This is a genomic window from Marinitoga piezophila KA3, assembly GCF_000255135.1.
Classification (GTDB): domain Bacteria; phylum Thermotogota; class Thermotogae; order Petrotogales; family Petrotogaceae; genus Marinitoga; species Marinitoga piezophila.
Genome location: NC_016751.1, coordinates 1,653,808 through 1,677,271, shown reverse-complemented (window position 1 = coordinate 1,677,271; position 23,464 = coordinate 1,653,808). Strand labels below are relative to the sequence as shown.

27 protein-coding genes are annotated in these 23,464 nt (G+C 30.4%); 10 read left to right on the top strand and 17 right to left on the bottom strand.

Features of this window, described 5'->3' with window-relative positions; genetic code table 11:
- Positions 1 to 30: 30 nt before the first annotated feature.
- From mtnA to MARPI_RS07910, 3 genes are read right to left on the bottom strand one after another with little or no spacing between them, the layout of a single operon-like run.
- A complete protein-coding gene (gene mtnA, locus MARPI_RS07920) occupies positions 31 to 1,068 on the bottom strand; it encodes an S-methyl-5-thioribose-1-phosphate isomerase (RefSeq protein ID WP_014297071.1) in 1,038 nt (345 codons plus the stop codon).
- Positions 1,065 to 1,886, bottom strand: a complete 822-nt coding sequence (locus MARPI_RS07915) for an Mrp/NBP35 family ATP-binding protein (protein ID WP_014297070.1) — start codon at positions 1,884 to 1,886, stop codon at positions 1,065 to 1,067. Before MARPI_RS07915 ends, mtnA begins: the two co-directional genes overlap by 4 nt.
- A 1-nt stretch (position 1,887) precedes the next feature.
- Complete coding sequence (locus MARPI_RS07910; RefSeq protein ID WP_014297069.1) at positions 1,888 to 2,304, bottom strand: OsmC family protein; 417 nt, start codon at positions 2,302 to 2,304, stop codon at positions 1,888 to 1,890.
- Between the two features lie 187 nt (positions 2,305 to 2,491).
- Between MARPI_RS07910 and MARPI_RS07905 the strand changes: the two genes are divergently transcribed.
- A complete protein-coding gene (locus tag MARPI_RS07905; protein WP_014297068.1) occupies positions 2,492 to 3,538 on the top strand; it encodes a hypothetical protein in 1,047 nt (348 codons plus the stop codon).
- Here MARPI_RS07905 and MARPI_RS07900 read toward each other — a convergent pair.
- On the bottom strand, positions 3,522 to 4,535 hold the full coding sequence (locus MARPI_RS07900; protein ID WP_014297067.1) for a polysaccharide pyruvyl transferase family protein: 1,014 nt from the start codon (positions 4,533 to 4,535) through the stop codon (positions 3,522 to 3,524). The genes MARPI_RS07905 and MARPI_RS07900 overlap by 17 nt on opposite strands.
- A 62-nt stretch (positions 4,536 to 4,597) precedes the next feature.
- Between MARPI_RS07900 and flgB the strand changes: the two genes are divergently transcribed.
- Genes flgB through MARPI_RS11190 form a run of 4 tightly spaced genes read left to right on the top strand, consistent with a single transcriptional unit; the run spans position 4,598 to position 6,257 of the window.
- Positions 4,598 to 5,002, top strand: a complete 405-nt coding sequence (gene flgB, locus MARPI_RS07895; protein ID WP_014297066.1) for a flagellar basal body rod protein FlgB — start codon at positions 4,598 to 4,600, stop codon at positions 5,000 to 5,002.
- Between the two features lie 5 nt (positions 5,003 to 5,007).
- A complete protein-coding gene (flgC, locus tag MARPI_RS07890; protein WP_041639029.1) occupies positions 5,008 to 5,433 on the top strand; it encodes a flagellar basal body rod protein FlgC in 426 nt (141 codons plus the stop codon).
- A 16-nt stretch (positions 5,434 to 5,449) separates the two neighbouring features.
- Positions 5,450 to 5,758, top strand: coding sequence for a flagellar hook-basal body complex protein FliE (fliE, locus tag MARPI_RS07885; RefSeq protein WP_014297064.1), 309 nt, complete (start codon positions 5,450 to 5,452; stop codon positions 5,756 to 5,758).
- Positions 5,759 to 5,774: 16 nt separating this feature from the next.
- Positions 5,775 to 6,257, top strand: a complete 483-nt coding sequence (locus MARPI_RS11190) for a cupin domain-containing protein (protein ID WP_014297063.1) — start codon at positions 5,775 to 5,777, stop codon at positions 6,255 to 6,257.
- A 32-nt stretch (positions 6,258 to 6,289) separates the two neighbouring features.
- Here the strand turns inward: MARPI_RS11190 and MARPI_RS07875 are convergent, their stop codons facing one another.
- Positions 6,290 to 8,443 carry a Tex family protein gene (locus tag MARPI_RS07875; RefSeq protein WP_014297062.1) on the bottom strand — a complete coding sequence of 718 codons (2,154 nt, stop codon included), beginning with the start codon at positions 8,441 to 8,443 and terminating at the stop codon, positions 6,290 to 6,292.
- Positions 8,444 to 8,524: 81 nt separating this feature from the next.
- Positions 8,525 to 9,811 carry a trigger factor gene (gene tig / locus MARPI_RS07870; RefSeq protein WP_014297061.1) on the bottom strand — a complete coding sequence of 429 codons (1,287 nt, stop codon included), beginning with the start codon at positions 9,809 to 9,811 and terminating at the stop codon, positions 8,525 to 8,527.
- A 296-nt stretch (positions 9,812 to 10,107) separates the two neighbouring features.
- On the opposite strand from tig, the gene MARPI_RS07865 reads away from it, so the two are divergent.
- The 3 genes from MARPI_RS07865 to purB are packed head-to-tail and all read left to right on the top strand — an operon-like array spanning position 10,108 to position 13,708.
- Entirely contained in the window at positions 10,108 to 11,706 is a 1,599-nt protein-coding gene (locus MARPI_RS07865) for a GGDEF domain-containing protein (protein WP_041638575.1), read from the top strand.
- Positions 11,707 to 11,752: 46 nt separating this feature from the next.
- Complete coding sequence (locus MARPI_RS07860; RefSeq protein WP_014297059.1) at positions 11,753 to 12,412, top strand: MBL fold metallo-hydrolase; 660 nt, start codon at positions 11,753 to 11,755, stop codon at positions 12,410 to 12,412.
- A gap of 3 nt (positions 12,413 to 12,415) precedes the next feature.
- A complete protein-coding gene (purB, locus tag MARPI_RS07855) occupies positions 12,416 to 13,708 on the top strand; it encodes an adenylosuccinate lyase (protein WP_014297058.1) in 1,293 nt (430 codons plus the stop codon).
- A gap of 35 nt (positions 13,709 to 13,743) precedes the next feature.
- Here the strand turns inward: purB and atpC are convergent, their stop codons facing one another.
- Genes atpC through MARPI_RS07800 form a run of 11 tightly spaced genes read right to left on the bottom strand, consistent with a single transcriptional unit; the run spans position 13,744 to position 21,289 of the window.
- Positions 13,744 to 14,139 (bottom strand): ATP synthase F1 subunit epsilon, encoded by a 396-nt coding sequence (gene atpC / locus MARPI_RS07850; protein WP_014297057.1) that lies wholly within the window; start codon positions 14,137 to 14,139, stop codon positions 13,744 to 13,746.
- 12 nt (positions 14,140 to 14,151) lie between these two features.
- Complete coding sequence (atpD, locus tag MARPI_RS07845; protein ID WP_014297056.1) at positions 14,152 to 15,561, bottom strand: F0F1 ATP synthase subunit beta; 1,410 nt, start codon at positions 15,559 to 15,561, stop codon at positions 14,152 to 14,154.
- A 24-nt stretch (positions 15,562 to 15,585) separates the two neighbouring features.
- Entirely contained in the window at positions 15,586 to 16,422 is an 837-nt protein-coding gene (atpG, locus tag MARPI_RS07840; protein ID WP_014297055.1) for an ATP synthase F1 subunit gamma, read from the bottom strand.
- A gap of 14 nt (positions 16,423 to 16,436) precedes the next feature.
- The gene (gene atpA / locus MARPI_RS07835) at positions 16,437 to 17,954 is read right to left on the bottom strand and encodes a F0F1 ATP synthase subunit alpha (RefSeq protein ID WP_014297054.1); all 1,518 of its coding nucleotides are present in this window, start codon (positions 17,952 to 17,954) and stop codon (positions 16,437 to 16,439) included.
- A 6-nt stretch (positions 17,955 to 17,960) separates the two neighbouring features.
- Complete coding sequence (atpH, locus tag MARPI_RS07830) at positions 17,961 to 18,515, bottom strand: ATP synthase F1 subunit delta (protein ID WP_014297053.1); 555 nt, start codon at positions 18,513 to 18,515, stop codon at positions 17,961 to 17,963.
- Positions 18,512 to 19,003 carry a F0F1 ATP synthase subunit B gene (atpF, locus tag MARPI_RS07825; protein WP_014297052.1) on the bottom strand — a complete coding sequence of 164 codons (492 nt, stop codon included), beginning with the start codon at positions 19,001 to 19,003 and terminating at the stop codon, positions 18,512 to 18,514. Before atpF ends, atpH begins: the two co-directional genes overlap by 4 nt.
- Before the next feature lie 44 nt (positions 19,004 to 19,047).
- Positions 19,048 to 19,344 (bottom strand): F0F1 ATP synthase subunit C, encoded by a 297-nt coding sequence (locus MARPI_RS07820; protein ID WP_014297051.1) that lies wholly within the window; start codon positions 19,342 to 19,344, stop codon positions 19,048 to 19,050.
- A gap of 42 nt (positions 19,345 to 19,386) precedes the next feature.
- Positions 19,387 to 20,211: a F0F1 ATP synthase subunit A gene (gene atpB, locus MARPI_RS07815; protein WP_014297050.1), complete on the bottom strand. Its 825-nt coding sequence runs from the start codon at positions 20,209 to 20,211 to the stop codon at positions 19,387 to 19,389.
- Positions 20,212 to 20,227: 16 nt separating this feature from the next.
- On the bottom strand, positions 20,228 to 20,587 hold the full coding sequence (locus tag MARPI_RS07810) for a hypothetical protein (RefSeq protein ID WP_148265164.1): 360 nt from the start codon (positions 20,585 to 20,587) through the stop codon (positions 20,228 to 20,230).
- Positions 20,523 to 20,822, bottom strand: coding sequence for an AtpZ/AtpI family protein (locus MARPI_RS07805; RefSeq protein ID WP_014297048.1), 300 nt, complete (start codon positions 20,820 to 20,822; stop codon positions 20,523 to 20,525). The genes MARPI_RS07810 and MARPI_RS07805 overlap by 65 nt, the downstream gene beginning before the upstream one ends.
- Positions 20,819 to 21,289 carry a chemotaxis protein CheX gene (locus MARPI_RS07800; protein WP_014297047.1) on the bottom strand — a complete coding sequence of 157 codons (471 nt, stop codon included), beginning with the start codon at positions 21,287 to 21,289 and terminating at the stop codon, positions 20,819 to 20,821. The genes MARPI_RS07805 and MARPI_RS07800 overlap by 4 nt, the downstream gene beginning before the upstream one ends.
- Positions 21,290 to 21,498: 209 nt before the next feature.
- Here MARPI_RS07800 and MARPI_RS07795 point away from each other — a divergent pair, with 209 nt between their 5' ends.
- Both MARPI_RS07795 and ribF read left to right on the top strand, forming a co-directional pair.
- Entirely contained in the window at positions 21,499 to 22,521 is a 1,023-nt protein-coding gene (locus MARPI_RS07795) for a 6-phosphofructokinase (protein ID WP_014297046.1), read from the top strand.
- A 31-nt stretch (positions 22,522 to 22,552) separates the two neighbouring features.
- A complete protein-coding gene (gene ribF / locus MARPI_RS07790) occupies positions 22,553 to 23,449 on the top strand; it encodes a riboflavin biosynthesis protein RibF (protein WP_014297045.1) in 897 nt (298 codons plus the stop codon).
- The last annotated feature ends 15 nt before the right edge of the window (positions 23,450 to 23,464 follow it).

The following is a 23,464-nucleotide window of genomic DNA, read 5'->3' as shown; positions in this document are numbered from 1 at the left end:
ATACAACGCAATATTATATCATAAATTGTTTTATTTTTCAAAGAGTTTTTTCAAATTTTCATTATATGGTGGTCTTACAACGCCTTTTTCTGTAATAATCGCTGTAATTAATTCGTTTGGTGTAACATCAAAAGCAGGATTATAAACTTTTATTTCTTCAGGAACCATTTTTGATTTATGACAATACCTAACTTCATCGTGTGATCTTTCTTCAATTGGAATTTCATTTCCTGTTGGTGTATCAAGGTCTATTGTAGATAATGGTGCTGCCACATAAAATGGGATTCCATGCTCTTTTGCAAGCACTGCAACTGAATATGTTCCTATTTTGTTTGCAGTATCTCCATTTGCAGCAATTCTATCTGCACCAACAATTACAGCATTTATTTTTCCCTGTTTCATTACCCAACCGGCCATATTATCGGAAATTAATGTTACATCAAATCCGTCTTTATATAACTCCCATACTGTAAGTCTTGCACCCTGTAGATATGGTCTTGTTTCATCAGCATATACCTTTATATCTTTTCCCATATCCCTTGCGCCTCTGATTACTCCAAGTGCCGTTCCATAATCTACTGTAGCAAGGGAGCCTGTATTACAATGGGTTAAAACGGTATCTCCATCATTTAATAACTCGCCACCAAATCTCCCCATTGTTTTATTGGCTTCTATATCTTCAAATGCAATATCAAGAGCTTCTTTTTCAATTAATTCAACAATATTTTCTTCATTTTTTATTTCATTTAGTCTTTTTTCCATTCTTTCAAGAGCCCAGAAAAGGTTTACCGCTGTAGGTCGTGTGTTGGCAAGTGTTTTTTTAACCTCTTTCATTTTTTCTTCAAATTCTGGCTTACCTATAAATTCTTTTACGCCAAGAACATATCCAAAGGCTGCAGAGGCTCCTATTGCAGGAGCACCTCTAACAACCATATCTTTAATTGATTTTGCAACTTCTTCATATGTTTTACAGGTTACATATTTTTCTTCTAATGGTAAATATCTTTGATCTATTAATATGAATTCTTCACCAGTCCATTCCATGGACATAGTTTTTAACTTGCTCATTTTTCTTCATCCTTTTCCACTTCAGCAATTACCTTTTTAGCTAATTGAACATATGGAGCTACATGTTCTGGTTTTCCAAAGTATGCTGCAGGCTTTCCGTTATCCATATTTGTTCTTATTTCTTCACTAATTGGTATTTCTGCTAAAATTGGAAGATTATATTTTTCTGCCAGACTTTTTGCACCGTTTTTACCAAATATGTAGTGCTTTGTATGGCAATTTGGACATTCAAAGTATGCCATATTTTCAACAAGTCCCAATACTTTTTTGTTCATTACTGTAAAGAAATTAATTGCTCTTTCAACATCATCTTTTGATACTTCAGAAGGTGTTGTTACTATAATTGCACCATCAAATCTTTTTAACATCTGCATTACTGTTAATGGTTCATCACCTGTTCCGGGAGGTGCATCAATAACGAGATAATCTAAGTCTTCCCATTCAATATCGTTAAAGAATTGTTTTATAGTTCCTGTTTTTATCGGACCTCTCCATACTATTGGTTTTCCTGATTCCGGTACAAATTGAGAAACTGATATAACTTTTATTCCATTTACTTCTGGCGGTAAAATCTTTTCTCCAACCTGGTATGGATGATCTTTTTCTGTTCCACCAAGCATTCTCATTACGTTTGGACCATGCATGTCAATATCCATTAATCCAACCTTTCTTCCTTCGAGAGAAAGGGCTACAGCTAAATTTACAGCTATTGTAGATTTTCCAACTCCACCTTTACCACTCATTACCATTATTATGTGTTTGATATTTTTTAAATCATCCTGATTTAGTAAATTAAATTGAATTTTTTTATCTGCCATATTATTCCTCCTCAACAATTATCTCATATGTAACTTCTGCCACACCTTTTACAGTTGCAGAAGCAGAGCAATATTTTTCCTGAGATAATTTTACTGCTCTTTCTAATTTTTCCATTGGAAGATCTTTTCCTTTAAAATAATATTTGATATTTATTTTTGTAAATGCTTTTGGATGATCTTCTTTTCTTTCTGTTTCTAATTTTACTCTTAAATCTTTATAATTTACTTTCATTTTCTTTAAAATCAATGCTACATCTATTCCTGTACATCCACCAATTCCTGCTAAGAATAATTCAAGAGCTCTTGGCCCTGTATTTGCTCCTCCAACTTCAGGCGAGGCATCTATTATTACATCGTGTCCAGAAGGTGTCTTAGCTACAAATTGCATTCCACCCATATGTTTTAATTCTAATTCCATATTTAATACCTCCTGTTTTAAATATGATTTTTTCTGTCATATATATTTATATTATACATATATTGTGATTAATTTTAAATAACATAAAAATTAAGAGTTAAAAAAACTATAAAATATTATTTGGTTGGTAAATATAAAATTTTGATGTATAATTATAAGATGAATGTTATTATCCAGGAGGTTGAAGATGAAAAGATATTTATATATTTTTATAGTAATTTTATTGGCAAGTATAAACATATTTGGTTCGCCTGATACATTTCAGGTTGTTGATAAGATCCCCGTTGGCGAAAGAACCTTTCATATAGACATTTATGGGAATTATGCTACAATTTGTAATTATAGTGGAACAGCTAAAGTAGTAGATTATGTAAATGGTGACACTGTATTGTATGTGGACAACGGAATACTTTCAATTCCAATGGCGGGATATTATATTAATAATTATCTATATGTTATAGACAACGGCGACCCTTCAATAAAGGTTATTAATAAATGGGGAAGTTTGAGCAGGAAATTAAAGCTTTACGCGAGACCTATTAATATGAAATATTCAAATGATAAATTTTATATTACTACAATTAATCCTTATGGTTTATATATAATAGACAAGCAAAAGCTTAAAATCGATAATTTTTATAAATTCCCTGTACGTGCTCCTTTTATTTCAATTATAGATGATGACATTATGGTTCCTATGTATGAAAACGAAAAGGATGACATTTTAAAAACTTATAAATTGCTTTTCGATCTTTCAAAAGAAGATTTTATAATAAACTTAAAACGTATTTTGTTCCCTATTGATATTGTAAAATACAATGATTATTATTATTTAGGTGAATATTTTGAAGGTGGAATTTTTGAATTTTCTGATAATTATCAAAAAAAGATCGCACAATTTGGAAAAAATCTTACGAATATAGGAATTTTCAATGATATGATTGTAGGTAATTCCCATTACGGCGGATTGTATTTTTATTCTTTTAAAGATAAAAAGATTAGACATATCCTAAAGGATATTCCTATTGTAGATTTTGCTTATAATAAATCAAATGACTTTTTATTTGCTATTTCTCATATTACAGGAGAATTTTTTGTAATTGATAAAAACCTCAAGGTGTATGAAAAACTAAAGATTGGAGATTATCTTATAGATATAGAGGTCCCAACAGATAATATAATACTGGTATTGGATACGGAAAATAAAACTCTTAATATTATAAGAAGGTTTTAATTAAATCCAGATGTTCGTGATGAGATGCGTTTAGCATTAATAAAAATTTACTTTGGAAAATCTCAAAATCAAAATCATTTAGCATTGCTATAGGATATAATATATCTTCCTCATTTGAAAAGAAGAGATTATATTTATAGTCTATAGATTTAAATACCCTGAAATTTTTCTTGTTTTTATATAAAATCACGGGAGTTCCCAGATATAATGATAATATCCCACCATGTAATCTATCAGAAATTACAAATTCGGATTTTAACATTTCATCTATTATTTTACTTTCATCTGTTATTGGAAAATTCATATTTATTTCTTTTTCAAATTGTTCAAAAAACTCATATGCATGTATGGAATCCTGAGATTTATTAAATACTATAGGGGTAAGTCTTTCAACTTTTAAATCTTTTAGTATTTTCACTATTTTAGACCAGTTTCTTTTGTTTTTTATTACTATAGAAACATGACCTTTTTGCGGATCACGCTTAAAGATTGTATTTTTATACTTCAAAACACCTATATCCACACCATATGCAAAGTTTCTAGAATATCTTTTTGCATATCTATAACTGGTTTTATCTCTTAAAATACCATAGAGATTTTTATATTTTAGAATTTTAGGTAATCTTCTTAATGCTGATTTGTGTTTAAAATGACCAAATCCCTGTGAAAAAAATACTATATTTTTTTTATAATGTTTTGCTATGTTTATTATAAATTCATAATACCAGAAACTTCTAAGAGAAGTCTCTGTTTGAAGAAGATTCCCTCCTCCAAATATAATTAAATTACTTTGATTTATTGTTTTTATTATACCTGGAATATCAAACTTTTCCACATTTGTAATTTTAAAATTTTCTTTTTCTAACGGTTTATCAGAAATAACATATATTTCTCCTATAAAACCTGATTCTTGAAGAAGATATAATGTTGATTCAAATAACATTTCATCTCCAAGATTCCCATGACCGTAATAACCTATAAGAAAAATTTTTTTCATATTTTTCTCTCCTTAGGGATTTTTTATGTATATATAGAATTATAATTCAGGAGGCGATTAAAATGTTTGTAAAAGACCTTGCATTAAATATTATACCAAAATCTCTCGATGCAGTTTCTGTTAGGCAGAGAGTTTATTCTCATAATATAGCTAATTATAACACACCCGGTTATAAAAGAAAAGACGTCTCCTTTGAAGAAGAGTTAAGAAAAGCTCTTGGAGATAGTAATGAAATAAAACTTAAAACTACAAATCAAAAACACTTAAAAAATATTCCAGATTTAAATGAAGTGAGTTATAATATAATCGAGGACAAATCAAGAAGCAATAGAGAAGATGGAAACAATGTTGATATTGACGTTGAAATGGTAAAAATGATGGAAAATACTTTACAATACAACGCTTTAACAAGGTTAATAAATTATAGATTTAATGATTACAAGACAGTTATAGGAGGCATTAGATAATGAATATAAACGCATTTAAAATAATGGATATTGCAGCAAGCGGGATGACTGCAGAAAGATTTAGATCAGAAGTTATATCAAATAATCTTGCTAATGCCAACACCACAAGAACAGAAAATGGTGGACCATATCGAAGAAAGATTGTAACCTTTAAAGAGGTTTTAAATAAAGAAAAAGCAACAAAGGATGAGCAATTATCTGGCGTAAAAGTCGGGAAATTGGCTGAGGATAAAAGCCCTTTTAGACTTGTTTACGATCCCGGACATCCTGACGCTGACGAAAACGGATATGTAAAGTATCCAAATGTTAATGTTTTACGTGAAATGGTCGATTTAATTACAGCACAGAGAGCTTATGAAGCAAATGTGGCTGTGGTGAATTCGGCAAAATCAATGTTTAATTCTGCATTATCTATTGGTCGTGGAGCATAGTTAGGAGGTGCAATAAATGATTGAAAAGGTACCAGGTATTTCAGGAATAAATGGAATTAATAATATAGCACGGACGCAAAAAAAGGATCAAACAAAACAGGGAAATCTCAATTTTGCAGATATCCTTAAAAACGCTATTGAAGATGTTAACAAAACGCAAAAGGTGGCTCAACAAATGAGTGCTGATTATGCAGCTGGTAAGATTGATAACATTCACAATGTTATTATTTCTGCCGAAAAGGCTTCTTTATCTTTAAAACTCACAACCGAAGTTACTAACAAGATAGTTCAGGCTTACAAAGAAATTATGAGAATGCAGATTTAATAAGTGAGGTTATTCGATGGAAAGATTGGAAAAAATTATTTCAATGGTTGATACTTTTTTTGAAGAGAATCCAGATGCATCATTTGATGATCTGGAGGATTTTCTTGTCAAAAATTTTGACAAAGAATCCATAGAAGAATATTTTCAACTACTTGGTGAAACAATGGTTAATCTTGAAAAAAAATTAAAGGATCCGGTGGTGAAAATGATGGATAATGAAATGGAAGTAAAAATAATTAAAAATCCTGATGAAGACTTATTAAAAAAACTGGATGTAGAAAAATGGCCAATTTGGACAAAGGAAGCTTCAAAATTTGATTGGTATTATGATGATTCTGAAGTTTGCTATATCCTCGAAGGTAAGGTAAAAGTATATACTGAAAACGGCGAGTATTTAATTGAAAAAGGTGACCTTGTACGATTTAAAAAGGGATTATCCTGCACCTGGGAGATTTTAGAAGATATTAAAAAACATTATAATTTCGGAATAAATATATAAGGCTCGAAAAATTCGAGCCTTATTTTATTATTTTAGCCACGTAATTTTAAATTTATTCTTTTTAATTCTTTATCCATATCAAGTATTTCTACATTTACTATTTGGTTTATGCTCACAACTTCTGAAGGATGTTTTATGTATTTTTCAGACATATTTGATTTGTGTATTAAACCATTTTCTTTTATTCCCAAATCTACAAATGCTCCAAAATCTGTTATATTTGTAACTCTTCCCTGTAAAATCATTCCAACCTTTAAATCATCAAAGGTTAAAACGTCTTCATACAATAATGGTTGAGGTAATTCATCTCTTAAATCCCTGCCTGGTTTTTGTAATTCTGTTATTATGTCTTTGAGCGTATATTCTCCTATTTCAAGTTGTTCGGCTAATTTTTTTAATTCATTTTCACCATAATATTTTTTTAACTTTTCTCTTAATGTTTCTAATTTTTCTGAATTTAATATATCTTCTGGTTTAAAACCTAAATATTCTAATAATTGTATTGTTTTTTCATAACTTTCAGGATGAATACCTGTAACTTCAAGCGGATTATTCCCATCAAAAATTCTTAAAAACCCTGCTGCCTGTTCAAAAGCTTTAGGACCAAATCCTTTTACTTTTAATAATTCCTTTCTTTCTTTGAAAAATCCATTTTCTTCCCTGTATTTTACAATATTTTCCGCAAGTTTTGGTGTAATACCTGAAATATATTGTAATAATGCTGCTGAAGCTGTATTTAAATTTACCCCAACAAGATTCACAACATGTTCCACTGTATTTTCTAACTTTTCTTTTAGCAACTTTTGATTCATATCGTGCTGATATTGACCTACGCCCAATGATTTTGGATCTATTTTTACAAATTCTGCAAGAGGATCCTGAATACGTCTTCCTATACTTATGGCTCCCCTAACTGTGACATCTAAATCTGGAAATTCCTTAGCTGCTAATTTTGATGCTGAATATACAGAAGCTCCGGATTCATCTGCAAATATATATTTAAGACCAAGATTATGTTTTTTTACAACATCTACTATAAAACTCTGTGTTTCTCTTGAGGCTGTTCCGTTTCCAATTACTATAAGGTTTAGATTATATTTTTTTATAAAATCCAATACTATCTTTTCTGATTTTTCAAATTCATTTTGCGGCGGAACGGGATATATTGTTGCATTTTCCAGAAATTTGCCAGATTCATCAAGAGCTACTACTTTACATCCTGTTCTATATCCAGGGTCTATAGCAAGAACTCTTTTGTTTTTCAACGGTGGGGTTAATAATAGTTCCTTTAAATTCTTGGAAAACAATTCTATTGAAGATTCTTCAGCTCTTTGTGTAAGTAAATTTCTTACTTCATTTGAAATAGACGGAAAGAGCATATTTTTAAAACCATAGTCAAGTCCTTCTTTTATTATTTTATTGTTTTCCTCGTATTTTGTAAGATAGAATTTGTAGAGTTTTTCTATATATTTTTCTTCCAATGAGAGTTTTACGCTTAAAACACCTTCTTTTTCCCCACGATTTATAGATAAAACCCTATAATTTGGTATTTTTCTTATTTCTTGAGAAAATTCATGATACATATCGTATTTTGTCTTTTCTTCTATGAACTTTTTCTTTTTATTTGATTCAATTCTTCCATATTTTAATAAGTCATCTCTTAAAATTTTTCTTATTTTTTCATTATGAGCAAAATATTGACCTATAATATATTTTACTCCTTCAAAAACTTCTTCAACGCTTTTTACTTTATCATTTATGTATTTTTGAGCTTCCTGCTCAATATTTTCAATTTCCTCGGAAAGTAATTTCTTTGCAAATGGTTCTAAACCATTTTCTATTGCAATATCAGCCTTTGTTTTCTTTCTCTTTTTATATGGCAAATATAGATCTTCTACTTCACTGAGTTTTTTAGCCTGTAATATTTTATTTTTTAATTCTTCTGTTAATTTTCCCTGCTCTTCTATTGATTTTAAAACACTTTCTTTTCTTTTTTCAAGATCTGTATAGTATTGGAATAATTCAGAAATTTTTCTTATGATTCCTTCATTTAAATTTCCTGTTGCTTCTTTTCTATAACGACTTATAAACGGTATTGTGTTTCCATCATTTAAAAGATTTACCGTATTTTTTACCTGCCAATCCTTTATTTTTAATTCTTCGGAAATATTTTTCAATATATCCATTCTATCACTCCCTTAAATTAATACCATGTAATTAAAACAGGGGATTTCTCCCCTGTTTTATTTAATTATACAATTATAAAATTAATTTTCTTCTGTATTTTCTTCTTTTTCTTTTTGCTTTTCTTCGAAGTTTTCAACTTCAACTATTTCTACTTTTTCCTTTAAGAAATCTGCAACCTTTTTGCTTAAGATATCCCACATAAGATTTCCTAAAATTTCTGCATTTGAATAAACAATTTCTCTTGCCTTGTCATGAGGAATTCTCCACATATGAGCAAATGAATGTATAGCTTCGCTTAATTCTTTTTCTTCAACCTTTAAATTATTATCTTCTGAAATTTTGTTAATTACTGTCATTTCCTTAATTGATCTTATAGCCTGTTCTTTTAATTCATCAAGATATTTTTCTTCTCCACCGTATTTTTCCACTTCTTCATCGTATTTTCCGCTATTTTTAACTCTTTCAAGAGTTTTTTCAACAAAATCTTCTATTGTTTCCTCTGATACATCTATATCAACATACTTGTGTAATTCTGCTAATATGTAATTTCTTACATAATCTTCCTTCCATACTTTAAATGATTCTGCTCCTTCTTTTGAGAGCTTTTCTTTTAATTCAAGAACTGAATTTACTTCGCTGTCTAATGTTTTTGCTATTTCATCTGTTAATTCAGGTACTATTCTTTTATAAACTCCTTCAACATTGATTTTATACACGTATTTTTTGTCTTCAAATTCTCTGTTTATTTCAACGTAATCTCCCTTTTTCTTTCCAACAAGATCCTGAACCATAGGTCTTTTATCTTCTTCGTATAATACATATTCGCTTTCTTTATCTTTATATAATTCTTTTCCGTCTTCTGTAACTACTGTATATTTTACTTTTACAAGATCATTGATCTCTGCTGGCTCTTCTTTTTCTTCAAGAATAGGATTTTCTTCTAATAAATCCTTTATTCTTTCTTCTACAAATTTTTCTACAACTTCTTTTTCTGTTGGGACCTCTACTTTCATTTCCTCAAATTTCATTGATGTAATTTCAGGATGCTCGTGAACTAATACTTCAACTTCTGCAAAATCATTATCAAGAGCAAATGATTCAATATATGGACCAAATAAAATCTTATCATCTCTAAATTCTTCTTCAACCTGATCTAATAATATTTCTCTAACCATTTCAACAAAATCTTCACCAAATTTGATTTTCATAACTTTCTTAGGCACTTTACCTTTTCTGAAACCATGAAATGTATATCTCTGGTTTAATTCTCTAACAATCTGGTCTTCTGCTTTTGTAATATCGCTTTTGTCAAATTTTACAAGATATCTTTTTACGTTTTTGTCTGTAGATAATACTTCTTTCTGCATTTTCAACACTCCTTTTTCTTATTTTGATTTATATATACTGATTATATTATACTTGCAAAATACTTTAATACTGTTAAAATTAAGTCAAATTAGGATTTCAGATAAGTAATAAATTTAATAAGAAGAAATATATTTTCTTTTGATTTTTTATAGAAAAAAAGGTATAATATGTATATAAAAAATTATTTCTGGTAGGGGGAAAAATTCATGGGGTAAATAATAAAAGTATTCGGGATATTTTATTTAAACAAAATCTGTTTATTATTATATCTATTGTTCTTGTTGTAGTAATCTTATTGCTATTTTCAATGAATATTATCTTTAAAAAATTATATACTTCAACAGTAACCAAAACATTAAATTCAATCACTTCTTTTTATAACTCTCAAATCCCGTTGCTAGATGTTTATAGTTTAAAAGCCGAAGAAATGACAGAAGTTATACTAAAAGAAGTTTTAGACGTATTTATAAATAATCCTGAAAATTTTAAAAACTTTTTTCAGGAATATAAATTTAACAAATTCAAAAACAATCCTTTTGTAAAGGACATAAACTATTATATTATCAATAAAAATGGAGAAATAATCGAGACTGATTATGAACCTGATCTTGGATTAAATTTGGCAAAAAGAATTCCTTCATACTGGAAGTTTATTCAAAAAAAGCTAAGTAAAACAGATCCATATATTAGTATGCTTTCTTTTGAAGTAAAAACAAACTTTCCAAGAATGTATGCTTATAAGACTTTAGATAACGGAAATATTTTCGAGCTGGGAATATTGTTAAATGAAAATTCTGTCCCTATATTCTTTAAAACAATTTCTGTTTTGAACTTTAATTTTATACAAAACATATATACTTATAATATAAACTATACACCTTTCTCAAGCAAGTTTCCTTTATTAAGCAAAGAAGAGAAAAATATTTTTGAAAATTCTCCTGTTAATACTGGAAAAGTTAATGATTACACTATAAGAGAATTATCAAACTGGAAAAAAGCTTATATCTACTTCAAATGGTCTCCACCAACTATAAATAATAGAAAGTTTAATTTTGTTGTTTTAACAAAAGTTGTAATGGATTTTTCTGAAATAATTTCTTTAAAAAATATCGTAGAAATTTTATTTATTATAATAACCTTTTCTGTTGCTATTATTGTTCTGATATTTAGTTACAGAAATGCTTTACGCGTAGAAAAACCTATTACAAATTTAATAAAAAATATTGAGGATGGCAATATTGGTAAAATCGATGATCATACCGGTGTTAGAGAAATAGATACTCTTATAAAATATTATTCGCATATAACAAAAACATTGGCGCAGAAATTAAGTGAAGAAGAAAGGGAATTTTCAAATCTTAAAAGAAAACTTGAATCAATGGAAAAAGAAAAAAACTTACTATACGATATGGCTTTAAAAGATACTTTAACAAAGCTATTTAATAAAAAAGGTGCAATGAATATAATTACTAAAATAATTAAAAATCAGGAAAGTTTCTGTGTTATTTATCTTGAAGTCGACAATTATTACCTTGTAAAAGATTCATTAGGAATAGAAGAAGCTAATGATATGATTTTAAATCTTGTGGATATCATGAAACAAACATTTAGAGATAGAGATTTTGTTTTCAGATTTACAGACTCTGAATTTGTAGTAGTTTTAAGATTTGTTAATCTGGAAATTTCTCAACGGGTTTTAAAAAGATTTGTTGATGCCATAAAGAAATTTAATATTACTACTGATGCCAAATACAAAATTTCAATAAGCTACGGTTTAATTGAATACAAAAATCAGAATATTGATAATTTATTTAAAGATGCACAGAAAAAAATGAAAGAAATGAAAGAATTAAAAAAGAGCCTGTTAAGAAAGATGAAATCTTCTAAACAATAAAAAATATTATCACCTAAATTAATTTTAAATTGAGGGTTGGTGTAAAATGGATTTAATACCTTTTTACGAAAAAGGGAATACAAAAGTATTTTTATTTATTCTTCCTCCTTTTGGCGTAAACACTTATGTTATTGACGATGATAATACATTGATTATAATTGATCCAGGAAAAGGAAATGATATAATATTTCAATTTTTTAATCCTGAAAATTATCCAGAAAAATATATTCTGATAACTCATGGCCATTATGACCATATTGCTGGTCTGGAAATACTAAAAGATAAAGGATTTAAAATTTTGGTTCCACATAAAGAAATAAGTTACTTAAACGATAGTTCTAAAAATCTAAGTTATATGTTTGGTGTTGATTTTAAATTAAACATTAATGTTGAAACACTTTATGAAGGTTATTATAAAATTGGCAATTTAAAATTTCTTGCAAAATATTTTCCGGGACATACTCCTGGTTCAATGATTTATGACTTTGGTAATTTTATATTTACCGGAGATTTTATGTTTAGTGATTCAATTGGCAGAACTGACCTTCCATATGGCGATGAGAAAATGATGAAAAGATCCATTTCCATATTTAAAGAATTTATAAAATCAAAAAAAGATACCACTATAATAATGCCCGGCCATATGAATATCTGTTATCTTGAAGAATTAAAAAATGACAATATCTTTTTAAAATATGGAGGTTAGAAAATGATTGAAAGGTATTCCCTATCCCCCTTAAAGGAATTATGGTCAGAAGAAGAAAAATACAAAAGATGGCTGGAAATCGAATTAGCAGTTATTGAAGCTTTTGAGGAAAAAAATATTGCACCAAAAGGTACTGCTGAAAAAATTAGAAAAAAAGCTGTTATTGATGTCGAAAAAATTCTTGAAATTGAAAGTGTAGTAGATCATGATGTCATTGCCTTTATTAAATCTATAACAGATGAAATGGGTGATGAAGCAAGATTCTTTCATAAAGGATTAACCTCTTCAGACATAGTAGATACAGCCTGGTCTTTGGGATTAAAAAGAGCTGGAGAAATAATTTTAAAAGAAATGTATACATTAGCTGATATTTTAAAAGATAATGCTGTTAAATATAAATATCTTTACACTGTAGGAAGGTCTCATGGTGTTCATGCAGAACCAACTTCTTTTGGTTTAAAGATGCTTTCCTATCTTGCTGAATTAAATAGAAATATTGATCGTTTAAAAAATTCTATAGATAATATTTCATTTGGAAAATTAAGTGGTGCAGTGGGAAATTACGCAAATATTGATCCGGAAATTGAAGAAATTGCTCTTAATAAATTAGGATTAAAGCCAGAAACTGTTGCTACACAGGTTGTTCCAAGAGATAGACATGCTGAATTTCTTTCAACACTTGCTTTAATTGGTGCCGGAATTGAAAGAATTGCAATAGAGATAAGGCATTTACAAAAAACTGAAGTACTTGAAGCTCAGGAACCTTTCAAAAAAGGACAAAGAGGTTCATCAGCAATGCCGCACAAAAAGAATCCTATACTCTGTGAAAGACTGACCGGTATGGCAAGAATGCTCAGAAGTTATACTGTTGGAGGATACGAAAACATTGCACTATGGCATGAAAGGGATATTTCTCATTCATCTGTGGAAAGAGTATTTCTTCCTGATGCAACATTAATTGCATATTATATGGTGAAAAAAACACAATATTTAATGGAAAACTTAATTGTTTACGAGGATAGAATAAAGGAAACCTTTCAAAGATCATATAATCTTGTTTATTCGCAAAGAGTGTTATTAGCTTTGATTGATAAAGGGTTAAGCCGTGAAGAAGGTTATAAATTCGTTCAAAAATATGCTCTTGAAGCATGGGATAACAGAAATGATTTTAAAGAAATATTATGGAATGACGAAAAAATACGTTCCTTATTTTCAAAGGAAGAGTTTGATAAATTATTTACTCCTGACTATTATCTTAGAAATATTGACGCCATATATAAACGTTTTGGGTTATAATAAATAAAAGCGCGGATTAATCCGCGCTTTTATTATTATTTTTTCGCAATTGATATTCTTACCATGTTCTTCTCAATTTCTGCCTGGACTTTTGCTTTTTCAACAGAACTTTCTGCATGATTTAATTTTTCTTTTGCAGCTTCAATTGCTTTCATTGCAGTCTCTACATCTATTTCATCAGGCCTTTCGGCTGCTGTGGTAAGAACTATCATCTCTTTACCGTCCATTTCAAGAATTCCGCCATGAACAGCAAATACTTCTTCTTTTCCATCTTTGTGTCTTACCTTTAAAGGAGCTACTTTTAATTTGGCAACAATGGGCAATCTATTTGTTAAAACACCCATGCCACCTTCTATTGTTGTAAATTCGGCATATTCTGCTTCAATTGTTGTTTTTACTCCTTTGGGGGTTACTATTTTTAAATCAAACATTTTACCCCCTCCTTAAACTTTTATTCCCATATTCTTTGCCTTTTCCAATGCCTGTTCTATTGTACCAACCATATAGAATGCCTGTTCAGGAATATGGTCGTATTTTCCTTCTAAAATTTCTTTAAATCCTTTTACTGTGTCTTCAACTTTTACATATTGACCTTCAATTCCAGAGAACTTTTCTGCAACAAAAAATGGTTGAGTTAAGAATCTCTGTATTTTTCTTGCTCTTTGAACTGTAAGTTTATCTTCTTCTGATAATTCTTCAATACCAAGAATAGCAATAATATCCTGTAAATCTTTATATCTCTGCAATACCTGTTGAACACCACGAGCAACACTATAATGTTCATCACCAAGAACTGCCGGATCAAGAACCTTTGATGTTGAATCAAGTGGATCAACTGCAGGATATAAACCTAATTCTGCAATTTGCCTTGATAAAACAATTGTTGCTTCAAGATGTGTAAATGTTGTTGCTGGAGCAGGGTCTGTAATATCATCTGCAGGAACATAAACAGCCTGAACAGATGTAATAGAACCATCTTTTGTAGATGTAATTCTTTCCTGTAACTGACCAACGTCAGTTGCAAGTGTTGGTTGATAACCAACAGCTGATGGCATACGTCCTAAAAGAGCAGAAACCTCCGAACCAGCCTGAACAAATCTGAAGATATTATCTATAAATAATAATACATCTTTTTTCTGAACATCTCTAAAGTATTCAGCCATTGTCAATGCTGTTAAAGCTATTCTAAACCTTGCTCCTGGTGGTTCGTTCATCTGACCGAATACAAGAGCTGTATTTGGTAAAACTCCTGATTCTTGCATTTCAAGCCATAAGTCATTACCTTCCCTGGTTCTTTCTCCAACACCAGCAAAAAGTGAAAGACCTTTATGTTCAATAGCGATATTTCTTATAAGTTCCATAACAAGAACTGTTTTACCAACACCTGCACCACCGAAGAAACCTATCTTACCACCTTTTGGGAATGGTGCAAGAAGGTCAATAACCTTAATACCTGTTTCAAGTATTTCAATTTCTGTTGATTGTTCTTTTAATGTTGGTGGTTCCCTATGAATTGGCCAATATTCTTTTGCATTAACATCGCCTCTTTCATCAATTGGATCACCAAGAAGATTGAACATTCTACCAAGTGTAGCATCACCTACAGGTACCTTAATAGGTTCTCCTGTATCTACAACTTCAAGCCCTCTTTTTAAACCGTCTGTAGAATCAAGTGCAACACATCTAACTGTATTATCACCAATTAATTGTTCAACCTCTAAAACAAGTTTATGATTAGTATATGGATTTATAACTTCAAGTGCATTATAAACTTCTGGAAGTTTACCTGTATCAAATTTAACATCCACAACGGGGCCTATGATACTAACTACTTTTCCTATATTTTTTTCCACTTATTACACCCCCAAAAATTCTTATTATTCTTCTTGCAATGCCTGTGCTCCGTTTACTATTTCGATTAATTCCTGTGTAATTGAAGCCTGTCTTGCTTTATTATAAGCTAATGTGAGCTTTTCGATTAAGTTCTTTGCATTATCTGTAGCATTATGCATTGCATTTTTCCTTGCATATAATTCACTAATCTTTGTTTCATACAAAATCATATACATTTTTGATAAAAGATATAAATATGCAGCTTCTTCAAATAGTTCTTTTGAATCTGGTTCATATTCATATCTTGATTCATTTTTGCCTTCAAAAGATACAGGAAGCAAATCAACTATTTCAGGTTTTTGGACAAGGGCATTTTTAAATGCACCATATACTACTTTAACCTTTCCTATACCTTTTTCTTCAATAATATCAATTATATCATCAAGAACATATTCTGCATTTTCCTGCGTAGGAACATCGTATAGTTTGGTTCTGGATAATATTAATTTGCCTGTTTTTTTAAGTTCTATTTCACCTTTTGTTCCAATATTTACAAAACCAACAAAATCTTCTGTTTTATTTGCTAAGTTCATAGCTTCTTTCGCTAATTCCATCGGGAATGCTCCGCACAACCCCATATCTGGTGTAACTGTTACTATTAAAGTGCCAGGCTTTTTTGATGTATATATACTATCTTCAACAGGAGATAATTTTTTTATTACCTTTTCTGCATAATATGCATAATCTTTTAATGCCTGAATATCTTTTACAATCTTGTTGGCTTTTGCCGCAGCAACCATTTCCATTGCTTTTGTAATTTTCATAGTTGACTGCGTTGAAGCACGCCTTTGTTTTAATATTCTAAGTTTTCCACGACTCATGGCCTTTCACCGCCTTAAGCCTGAAAACCCTGTTTAAAGTCTTCAATAGCTTTTCTTAAGTCTTTTTCAAGTTCATCATCAATTTTCTTTTTAGTTTTTATTGCTTCTAAAATAGAAGGTCTATTTGATTTTAAGAATTGTAAGAATTCTTTTTCAAATTTTGATATGCTTGATGTTGGTATATCATCAAGATATCCATTTACACCAGCAAATACGACTGCAATCTGATCTTCAACATCCATAGGCATATATTGCCCCTGTTTTAATAGTTCAGAAAGCTTTTCACCTCTGATTAACTGTTTCCTTGTTGATTCATCAAGTTCTGTTGCAAATTGCGCAAATGCTTCAAGTTCACGGTACTGTGCAAGATCAAGCCTCAAACTACCAGCAACCTGTTTCATAGCTTTAATCTGTGCAGCACCACCAACCCTTGAAACTGATAAACCAACATTAACAGCTGGTCTTTGTCCTGCATAGAACAATGATGGTTCAAGATAAATCTGTCCATCTGTAATAGAAATAACATTTGTAGGAATATATGCAGAAACATCATTTGCCTGTGTTTCGATTATAGGTAATGCGGTTAATGAACCTCCGCCATATTTTTCATTTAATCTTGCTGCCCTTTCCAATAATCTGGAATGCAAGTAAAATACATCACCTGGATATGCTTCACGTCCTGGTGGTCTTCTCAAGAGCAATGAAAGTTCCCTATAAGCTGCTGCGTGTTTTGAAAGGTCATCATATACAACAAGTGCATCTTTTCCATTAAACATGAAATATTCGCCCATTGCACAACCTGCATATGGAGCAAGATACAATAATGATGCTGGATCACTTGCACTTGCTACAACAACTGTTGTATATTCCATTGCACCATGTTGCTCAAGTTTTGCAACTGTTCTTGCAACAGATGATGATTTCTGACCTACTGCAACATAAATACAGTGAACGCCTTTACCTTTTTGGTTAATGATTGTATCTATAGCTATTGCTGTTTTACCTGTTTGTCTATCTCCAATAATTAATTCCCTTTGACCTCTTCCAATAGGAATCATTGTATCAATAGCTTTTAAACCTGTCTGTAATGGTGTATCAACAGGCTTTCTTAATACAACACCTGGAGCTTTAAATTCTATTGGTCTTGTATTTTTAGCATTAATTGGACCTTTTCCATCTAAAGGCTGTCCCAAAGGATTAACAACTCTTCCTAATAATTCTTCTCCAACAGGAACTTCTGCAATTCTTCCTGTTCTAACAACTTTGTTTCCTTCCTTAATAACCTTATAATCACCAAGTATAATAATACCAACATTATCTTCTTCAAGGTTTAAGGCTATACCATCTATTACTTCACCTTCATCTGTATGGATTTCCACAAGCTCACTTGCCATTGCATCTCTTAACCCATATGCTCTGGCAATACCGTCACCAACCTGGATAATCCATCCAACTTCTTTTATTTCACCTGATTCATATGATTTAATACGTTCCTCAATTACCTTTTCAAGTTCATCAGGATTTATTCTCAAAACAAATCACCCCCGCTTGGAAGCGTACTCGCGTCCGATTTTTTCCAGTATTCCTTTTACTGAATAGTCAAATACTTTGTCTTCAAGTTGTAATTGCATACCACCTATTAATGATTCGTCTATTTCAGAATCTAACTCTGCTGTTCTACCGGTTTTTTTATGTATTAATCCTCTTAATTCTTCTATATTTTCTTTATTTAAGGCATAAGGTGTTATAACCTTTACCTTTACTACTTTTTTTAGTTCATTGTTTTTTTGTTCTAATAAAGTAAAAATCATTGGCAACATTAATTGCCTCTTCTTATAAACAATAGCTCTAATAAACTTATTAAAATCAACATCATCTATCTCTGCCGTTTTTGCTATCTCCATAGCAATATAATCCTTTGGAAGCAAAGGATTACCTATCATATCAGCAAACATATGATCATTTTCAATTTTTTCAACTATTTTCTTTATAGCATTAACATATTCTTCTAACTTATCCAATTTATTATTTTTTGATAAATATTCAAAAAAAGCATCTACATATCTTGTTGCAACTGAAATTGAAGCTTTCATAACTTTTCACCCTTATCCAAAGCTTCAAATGCTCTTTTAATTATTTCTTCGTTCACTTTTTCATCGATATTTTTCTTTAAAATCATTGATGCAATTGCAATTGATAATGAAACAACTTTATTTTGTATATCTTTATATGCTTCTTCTTTAATTTCAGCTGCTTCTTTTTCTGCTGCAGAAATTATTCTGCTTTTCTCATTCATTGCATCTTCTTTAGCTTTGGCAATTATATCTTTTGCAAGATTTTCTGCATCTTTTATAATATCTTCTTTCTTTGCTCTTATCTCTTCAAGCTCTTTATTTGCCTGAGCTAATTTCTCTTCAGCTTCTTTTCTGAGTTTTTCAGATTGATTTAACTCACTTTCAACTATTTGCCTTCTTTTCTCTGCAATATCAAAAAATGGTTTGTATAATGATACCCAGAGAAAATATAATAAAACAAAAAATCCTGCTAAATTAACCAATGACGTAAAATTTATATCTAACATTTACTTGCACCCCCTTTTATGGGGATTACTACCCCGAATATATATTATGGTAAAACGATTAACATCAATAATGCGATAACCAATGAATATAAACCTGTTGATTCTGTAACAGCCATAGCAAGCAACATTCTTGTTGTTAATGTACCAGCCATTTCAGGTTGTCTTGCCATAGCATCCATAGCATGAGCACCAACATTACCTTCTCCAACACCTGGACCTACAGCACCAATACCCATAGCTAAACCTGCACCAATAAATTTACCCATGTAGTATAAACCTGTACCTAATGCAGCTTCACTTCCTGATTTTACAATTTCCTGTGCTACCTGTTCAACAGCCATTTAAATCTACCTCCTTAAAAAGATTTATTGTTGATACAAAAATTATTCTTCAAGCAATGATCCCATATATGCTATTGCAAGCAACGAAAACACAAAAGCCTGTATAAATCCAACAAATATTCCAAAAAATCCCCATAAAAATACAGGTAATACAAAATATTTAATCATATAACTGATGATTAATACAAGAATACCTCCACCAAATATATTACCAAACAACCTTAATGAATGCGAAACTGGTTTTGCTATTTCTCCAATAAGATTCAAAGGAAATAACAAAGGTGTTGGTTCAAAAAACATCTTTATCCAGCTACCAATACCTTTAGCTTTAATTGCAAAGATATGACTTATTACCAAAACCATTACAGCAAATGTTCCATTTGTATTTAAATCTGATGTTGGAGTATACCATGTGTCTGTCAAAATTCCAAATTTTATACCTTCTTCCGTAGGAGCTACATTTATACCCGGAAAACCTGAAAGTAAATTAGCAACAAGAATAAATAAAAATAGTGTTGTTGAAATAGCAAATATTGCTTTTCTATATCTTTGATTTGGAACAGCGTCTTCCACTAATTCCCAAAAGTATTCCAGCAAAGCCTCCACTATCGATTGTTTCTTGTTTGGAATTAATTCAAATTTTACACCCGCAGCAAAAACTATCAATAATAAAATAATAAGTCCGGACATAATTAATGTCATTGGATTAATAGTATTCCAAAAAGAGGGTGTATCTCCAAACGTATAAGTCCATCTTAATCCTACACCTTCCAAATTAGCTGAAGGAAAAAAGATGAAATTTACAAGCCCTAATCCTAAATAGATCAGGAATAAAACAAGAAGTGTTTTTTTCTGACTTTCAGACATAATATATTCCTCCCCGTTATTTTGGTGAAAGTAGTGCAGCTATTTTCATATTTAATAATCCTAAAAATGTTAAAAACAATCCTACCTCAGAAAAAAGTGCTCCAACAAGTAATATTATACCAAAAAAAATATATCGTATAATATACCCTTTTGGAAATTTCTGTTTGCCGTTGGTTACTATTTTTTTAATATCTTCAACTATCATTAAAATTCCAATTACGGCTCCAAAGCTCCCCCAAAAAATCCATAATGATTTCAAACCAAAAAAAACAAACAAAATTACGACTTCTCCCAGAGAAAGGATTCCTATTTTAATCGCTATTTCCTTCATTTTTTCCAGTAGTTGTTTGTCTATTTCTTTGTTGTTTAAATTCATTATCCTGTTTTTCTGCCTCCTTCATTAATTCCATTATCCCTTGATATAAACCAGAAATAATACCTAAAAACAAAAAGATTATCTTCCACACCTCTGCATGTGTTATGGAAGATAATATATATCCTATTATGTAGCCAACAAATATATTTGCCAATACAGTTAAAGCAAAAAAATATACCAGATTAAGTTGCGCAAATATTTTAATATCTACTCCAAATTTATCTCGCCTTCTCATATCGCGCTTTTTAATACTACAAAAAACTCTTCAGAATACTTTCCTTCTATTGTTAACGGGAATCTCAAAGAAACACCATCTTTAATAAAGATAATGTTATTTCCATGCATAATCGAAGGAGGAGTAATATTTATCTTATAACCAAGCTGTTCAAGATTCACTGCTATCGCTCCGGATATCATATTTCCAAGTTCTCCTAAAGCACTTAAACTCATTTCATCAAGTTTTTCAACAGGCATTCCCATCATCATCTTAGAAACAACCGCTCTTGCTGATTCTTCAGAAAGACCTATATGAATATTCCCGTGTAAATCCCCTATAAAACCTATGGTAACAACAACTTCATAGGATCTTCCCTCTCCTTTATCAACAACAGGTTTCTGGATAGCAATATCCATATCATTTGTTGCCATCTTAAATGTTTTTGAGAAAGCATCGAGAATAGAATTAATTACTTTTACATTCATAGTATTCCTCCTTTAACTTATTCATACATATTATACTATAATTTTAATAAAATTACAATAATATCAAAAATAAATTTTATTAATTATAATTAGCCATTCTAACTATACAATATCTCCTGCATATGATATAATACTGTTAAGACGATTTGAATATTAAATATGAATTATAAATATTTTCTTTCATTTTAATATTTCAGGGAGGGAGAATTATGCGAATAGGAATTTTAACTGGTGGTGGAGATTGTCCCGGTTTAAATGCTGTTATTAGAGGTATTGTTAGATCTTCAGGCGAAGGTTATGAAATTTATGGAGTTTTAAACGGATGGAAAGGTATGTTATCAAAAGATGTTATGAAACTTGATAATGAAGATGTAGAAGGTATTCATATTTTAGGCGGAACTATTCTCGGAACTGCAAGAGTAAACCCATTTAAAAGAGAAGAAGATAGAATGCTTTTAGAAAAAAATTTTAAAGAACTTGGGTTTGACGCTTTAATAGCCATTGGCGGTGATGATACCTTATCAGTTGCTGCTAAACTTTCAAGTTTAGGATATCCTGTAGTTGGTGTTCCTAAAACTATAGATAATGATGTTTCAAATACAGATTATACTTTTGGTTTTCATACCGCTGTAAACGTTGGCGCAGATGCCATTGATAGATTGCATTCTACTGCGAAATCACATCAACGTGTAATGATTGTTGAACTTATGGGAAGAGAAGCTGGCTGGATAACCATTGAAGCTGGACTTGCGGCAGGAGCTCATTTAATTTTGATTCCAGAATTTCCAATGACTATAAATGAAATTGTAACATATGTCAATAGAAGAATGAAAAAAAATAGATATATGATAATAGCTGTAGCAGAAGGATTTAAACCAACAGAATTAGAAGAAGTGGTTGCAGATAAATCAACAATAGATGCCTTTGGACATATTAGATTGGGTGGTGTAGCTCATTATCTTGCAGAAATAATAGAACAAAAAACAGGTTATGAAACACGTTCTGTAGTTCTCGGTCATCTATTAAGAGGCGGAACCCCAACTGCATTTGACAGAATACTTGGAACAAGATATGGCGTAGAAGCTATGAATTTAGTCAAAAAAAGAGATTTTGGAAGAATGGTTGCATTAAAGGGAAATGAAATTATCTCCATCCCATTGGAATATGGTGTAGCAACCAAAAAACTTGTCCCTTTTGAATATTATAAACTTGCTCAAATTTTCTTTGATTAAAGATGTTAAATTATCAATATGAGGTGGAACTATGAATTATGCGGTAACAATTGGTACTTTCGACGGCGTACATAAAGGTCATCAGGTAATTTTAAAAAAAACTCTGGATTATGCGGAAAAACATCAATTAAAACCCAAAGCATATATAATGAAATATCCGGCTTTACATCATTTTTCCAATGATTTTGTTGGATTAATTTACCCATCATATAAAAGAGAAGAAATTTTGCAATCTATGGGTTTTGAAACAGAAGTATTTGAACTTCCAGATGTCATCAACATTACTCATGGAGAATACCTGGATTTTCTTTTAAATAATGGAATGAAATGTATAGTATGCGGAGAAGATTTTACATTTGGTAAAGGTAAAAAAGGAGATATAAATTTCCTTCTCGCAGAAAGACATAAGAAAGATTTTATAGTGGAAATAATAAACGATATAAAAACTTCAGAAACACGTATTAGTTCAACATTTATAAGAAGGTCTATACAAAATGGAAGAATTGAAGAAGCAAATAAGTTACTCGGAAGAAACTGGACATTGGAAGGCCCCGTATATGAAGATAGGCATGTTGGATTTAAACTGGGATTTCCAACAGCAAACATTGATATTAGATATAAAGAAAAAATTATTTACCCTAAATTTGGAGTATATCTTGTATATGGCGGGGTAAAAAATTCACCATACAAGTATTTCGGTCTTATGAGCGTTGGAATGAGACCAACCTTTAATCTGGATATAAAAGAACCAAAGGTTGAAATATATTTCCTTGATTATTTTGGTGATTTATATAATAAAGTCATTGAAGTTGAAGTTTTAAAATTCATGAGAGAAGAAATGAAATTTTCATCTGAAAAAGAATTAATCAGTCAAATGATAAAAGATGAAGACAATGCAAGAAAGTTATTGTCACAATTCCAAAACTAAAATTTCTTAACTATT

What these genes read in the sequence shown, in the direction of transcription:
- atpF (WP_014297052.1), bottom strand. Translation starts at nt 19,003, where the DNA reads ATGTTAGATATAAATTTTACGTCATTGGTTAATTTAGCAGGATTTTTT.
- purB (WP_014297058.1), top strand. Translation starts at nt 12,416, where the DNA reads ATGATTGAAAGGTATTCCCTATCCCCCTTAAAGGAATTATGGTCAGAA.
- atpB (WP_014297050.1), bottom strand. Translation starts at nt 20,211, where the DNA reads ATGTCTGAAAGTCAGAAAAAAACACTTCTTGTTTTATTCCTGATCTAT.
- mtnA (WP_014297071.1), bottom strand. Translation starts at nt 1,068, where the DNA reads ATGAGCAAGTTAAAAACTATGTCCATGGAATGGACTGGTGAAGAATTC.
- MARPI_RS07900 (WP_014297067.1), bottom strand. Translation starts at nt 4,535, where the DNA reads ATGAAAAAAATTTTTCTTATAGGTTATTACGGTCATGGGAATCTTGGA.
- MARPI_RS07805 (WP_014297048.1), bottom strand. Translation starts at nt 20,822, where the DNA reads ATGAGAAGGCGAGATAAATTTGGAGTAGATATTAAAATATTTGCGCAA.
- MARPI_RS07795 (WP_014297046.1), top strand. Translation starts at nt 21,499, where the DNA reads ATGCGAATAGGAATTTTAACTGGTGGTGGAGATTGTCCCGGTTTAAAT.
- MARPI_RS07915 (WP_014297070.1), bottom strand. Translation starts at nt 1,886, where the DNA reads ATGGCAGATAAAAAAATTCAATTTAATTTACTAAATCAGGATGATTTA.
- MARPI_RS07820 (WP_014297051.1), bottom strand. Translation starts at nt 19,344, where the DNA reads ATGGCTGTTGAACAGGTAGCACAGGAAATTGTAAAATCAGGAAGTGAA.
- atpH (WP_014297053.1), bottom strand. Translation starts at nt 18,515, where the DNA reads ATGAAAGCTTCAATTTCAGTTGCAACAAGATATGTAGATGCTTTTTTT.
- tig (WP_014297061.1), bottom strand. Translation starts at nt 9,811, where the DNA reads ATGCAGAAAGAAGTATTATCTACAGACAAAAACGTAAAAAGATATCTT.
- atpC (WP_014297057.1), bottom strand. Translation starts at nt 14,139, where the DNA reads ATGTTTGATTTAAAAATAGTAACCCCCAAAGGAGTAAAAACAACAATT.
- MARPI_RS07910 (WP_014297069.1), bottom strand. Translation starts at nt 2,304, where the DNA reads ATGGAATTAGAATTAAAACATATGGGTGGAATGCAATTTGTAGCTAAG.
- MARPI_RS07860 (WP_014297059.1), top strand. Translation starts at nt 11,753, where the DNA reads ATGGATTTAATACCTTTTTACGAAAAAGGGAATACAAAAGTATTTTTA.
- MARPI_RS11190 (WP_014297063.1), top strand. Translation starts at nt 5,775, where the DNA reads ATGGAAAGATTGGAAAAAATTATTTCAATGGTTGATACTTTTTTTGAA.
- fliE (WP_014297064.1), top strand. Translation starts at nt 5,450, where the DNA reads ATGATTGAAAAGGTACCAGGTATTTCAGGAATAAATGGAATTAATAAT.
- MARPI_RS07810 (WP_148265164.1), bottom strand. Translation starts at nt 20,587, where the DNA reads ATGAATTTAAACAACAAAGAAATAGACAAACAACTACTGGAAAAAATG.
- atpG (WP_014297055.1), bottom strand. Translation starts at nt 16,422, where the DNA reads ATGAGTCGTGGAAAACTTAGAATATTAAAACAAAGGCGTGCTTCAACG.
- MARPI_RS07875 (WP_014297062.1), bottom strand. Translation starts at nt 8,443, where the DNA reads ATGGATATATTGAAAAATATTTCCGAAGAATTAAAAATAAAGGATTGG.
- MARPI_RS07905 (WP_014297068.1), top strand. Translation starts at nt 2,492, where the DNA reads ATGAAAAGATATTTATATATTTTTATAGTAATTTTATTGGCAAGTATA.
- MARPI_RS07800 (WP_014297047.1), bottom strand. Translation starts at nt 21,289, where the DNA reads ATGAATGTAAAAGTAATTAATTCTATTCTCGATGCTTTCTCAAAAACA.
- flgB (WP_014297066.1), top strand. Translation starts at nt 4,598, where the DNA reads ATGTTTGTAAAAGACCTTGCATTAAATATTATACCAAAATCTCTCGAT.
- ribF (WP_014297045.1), top strand. Translation starts at nt 22,553, where the DNA reads ATGAATTATGCGGTAACAATTGGTACTTTCGACGGCGTACATAAAGGT.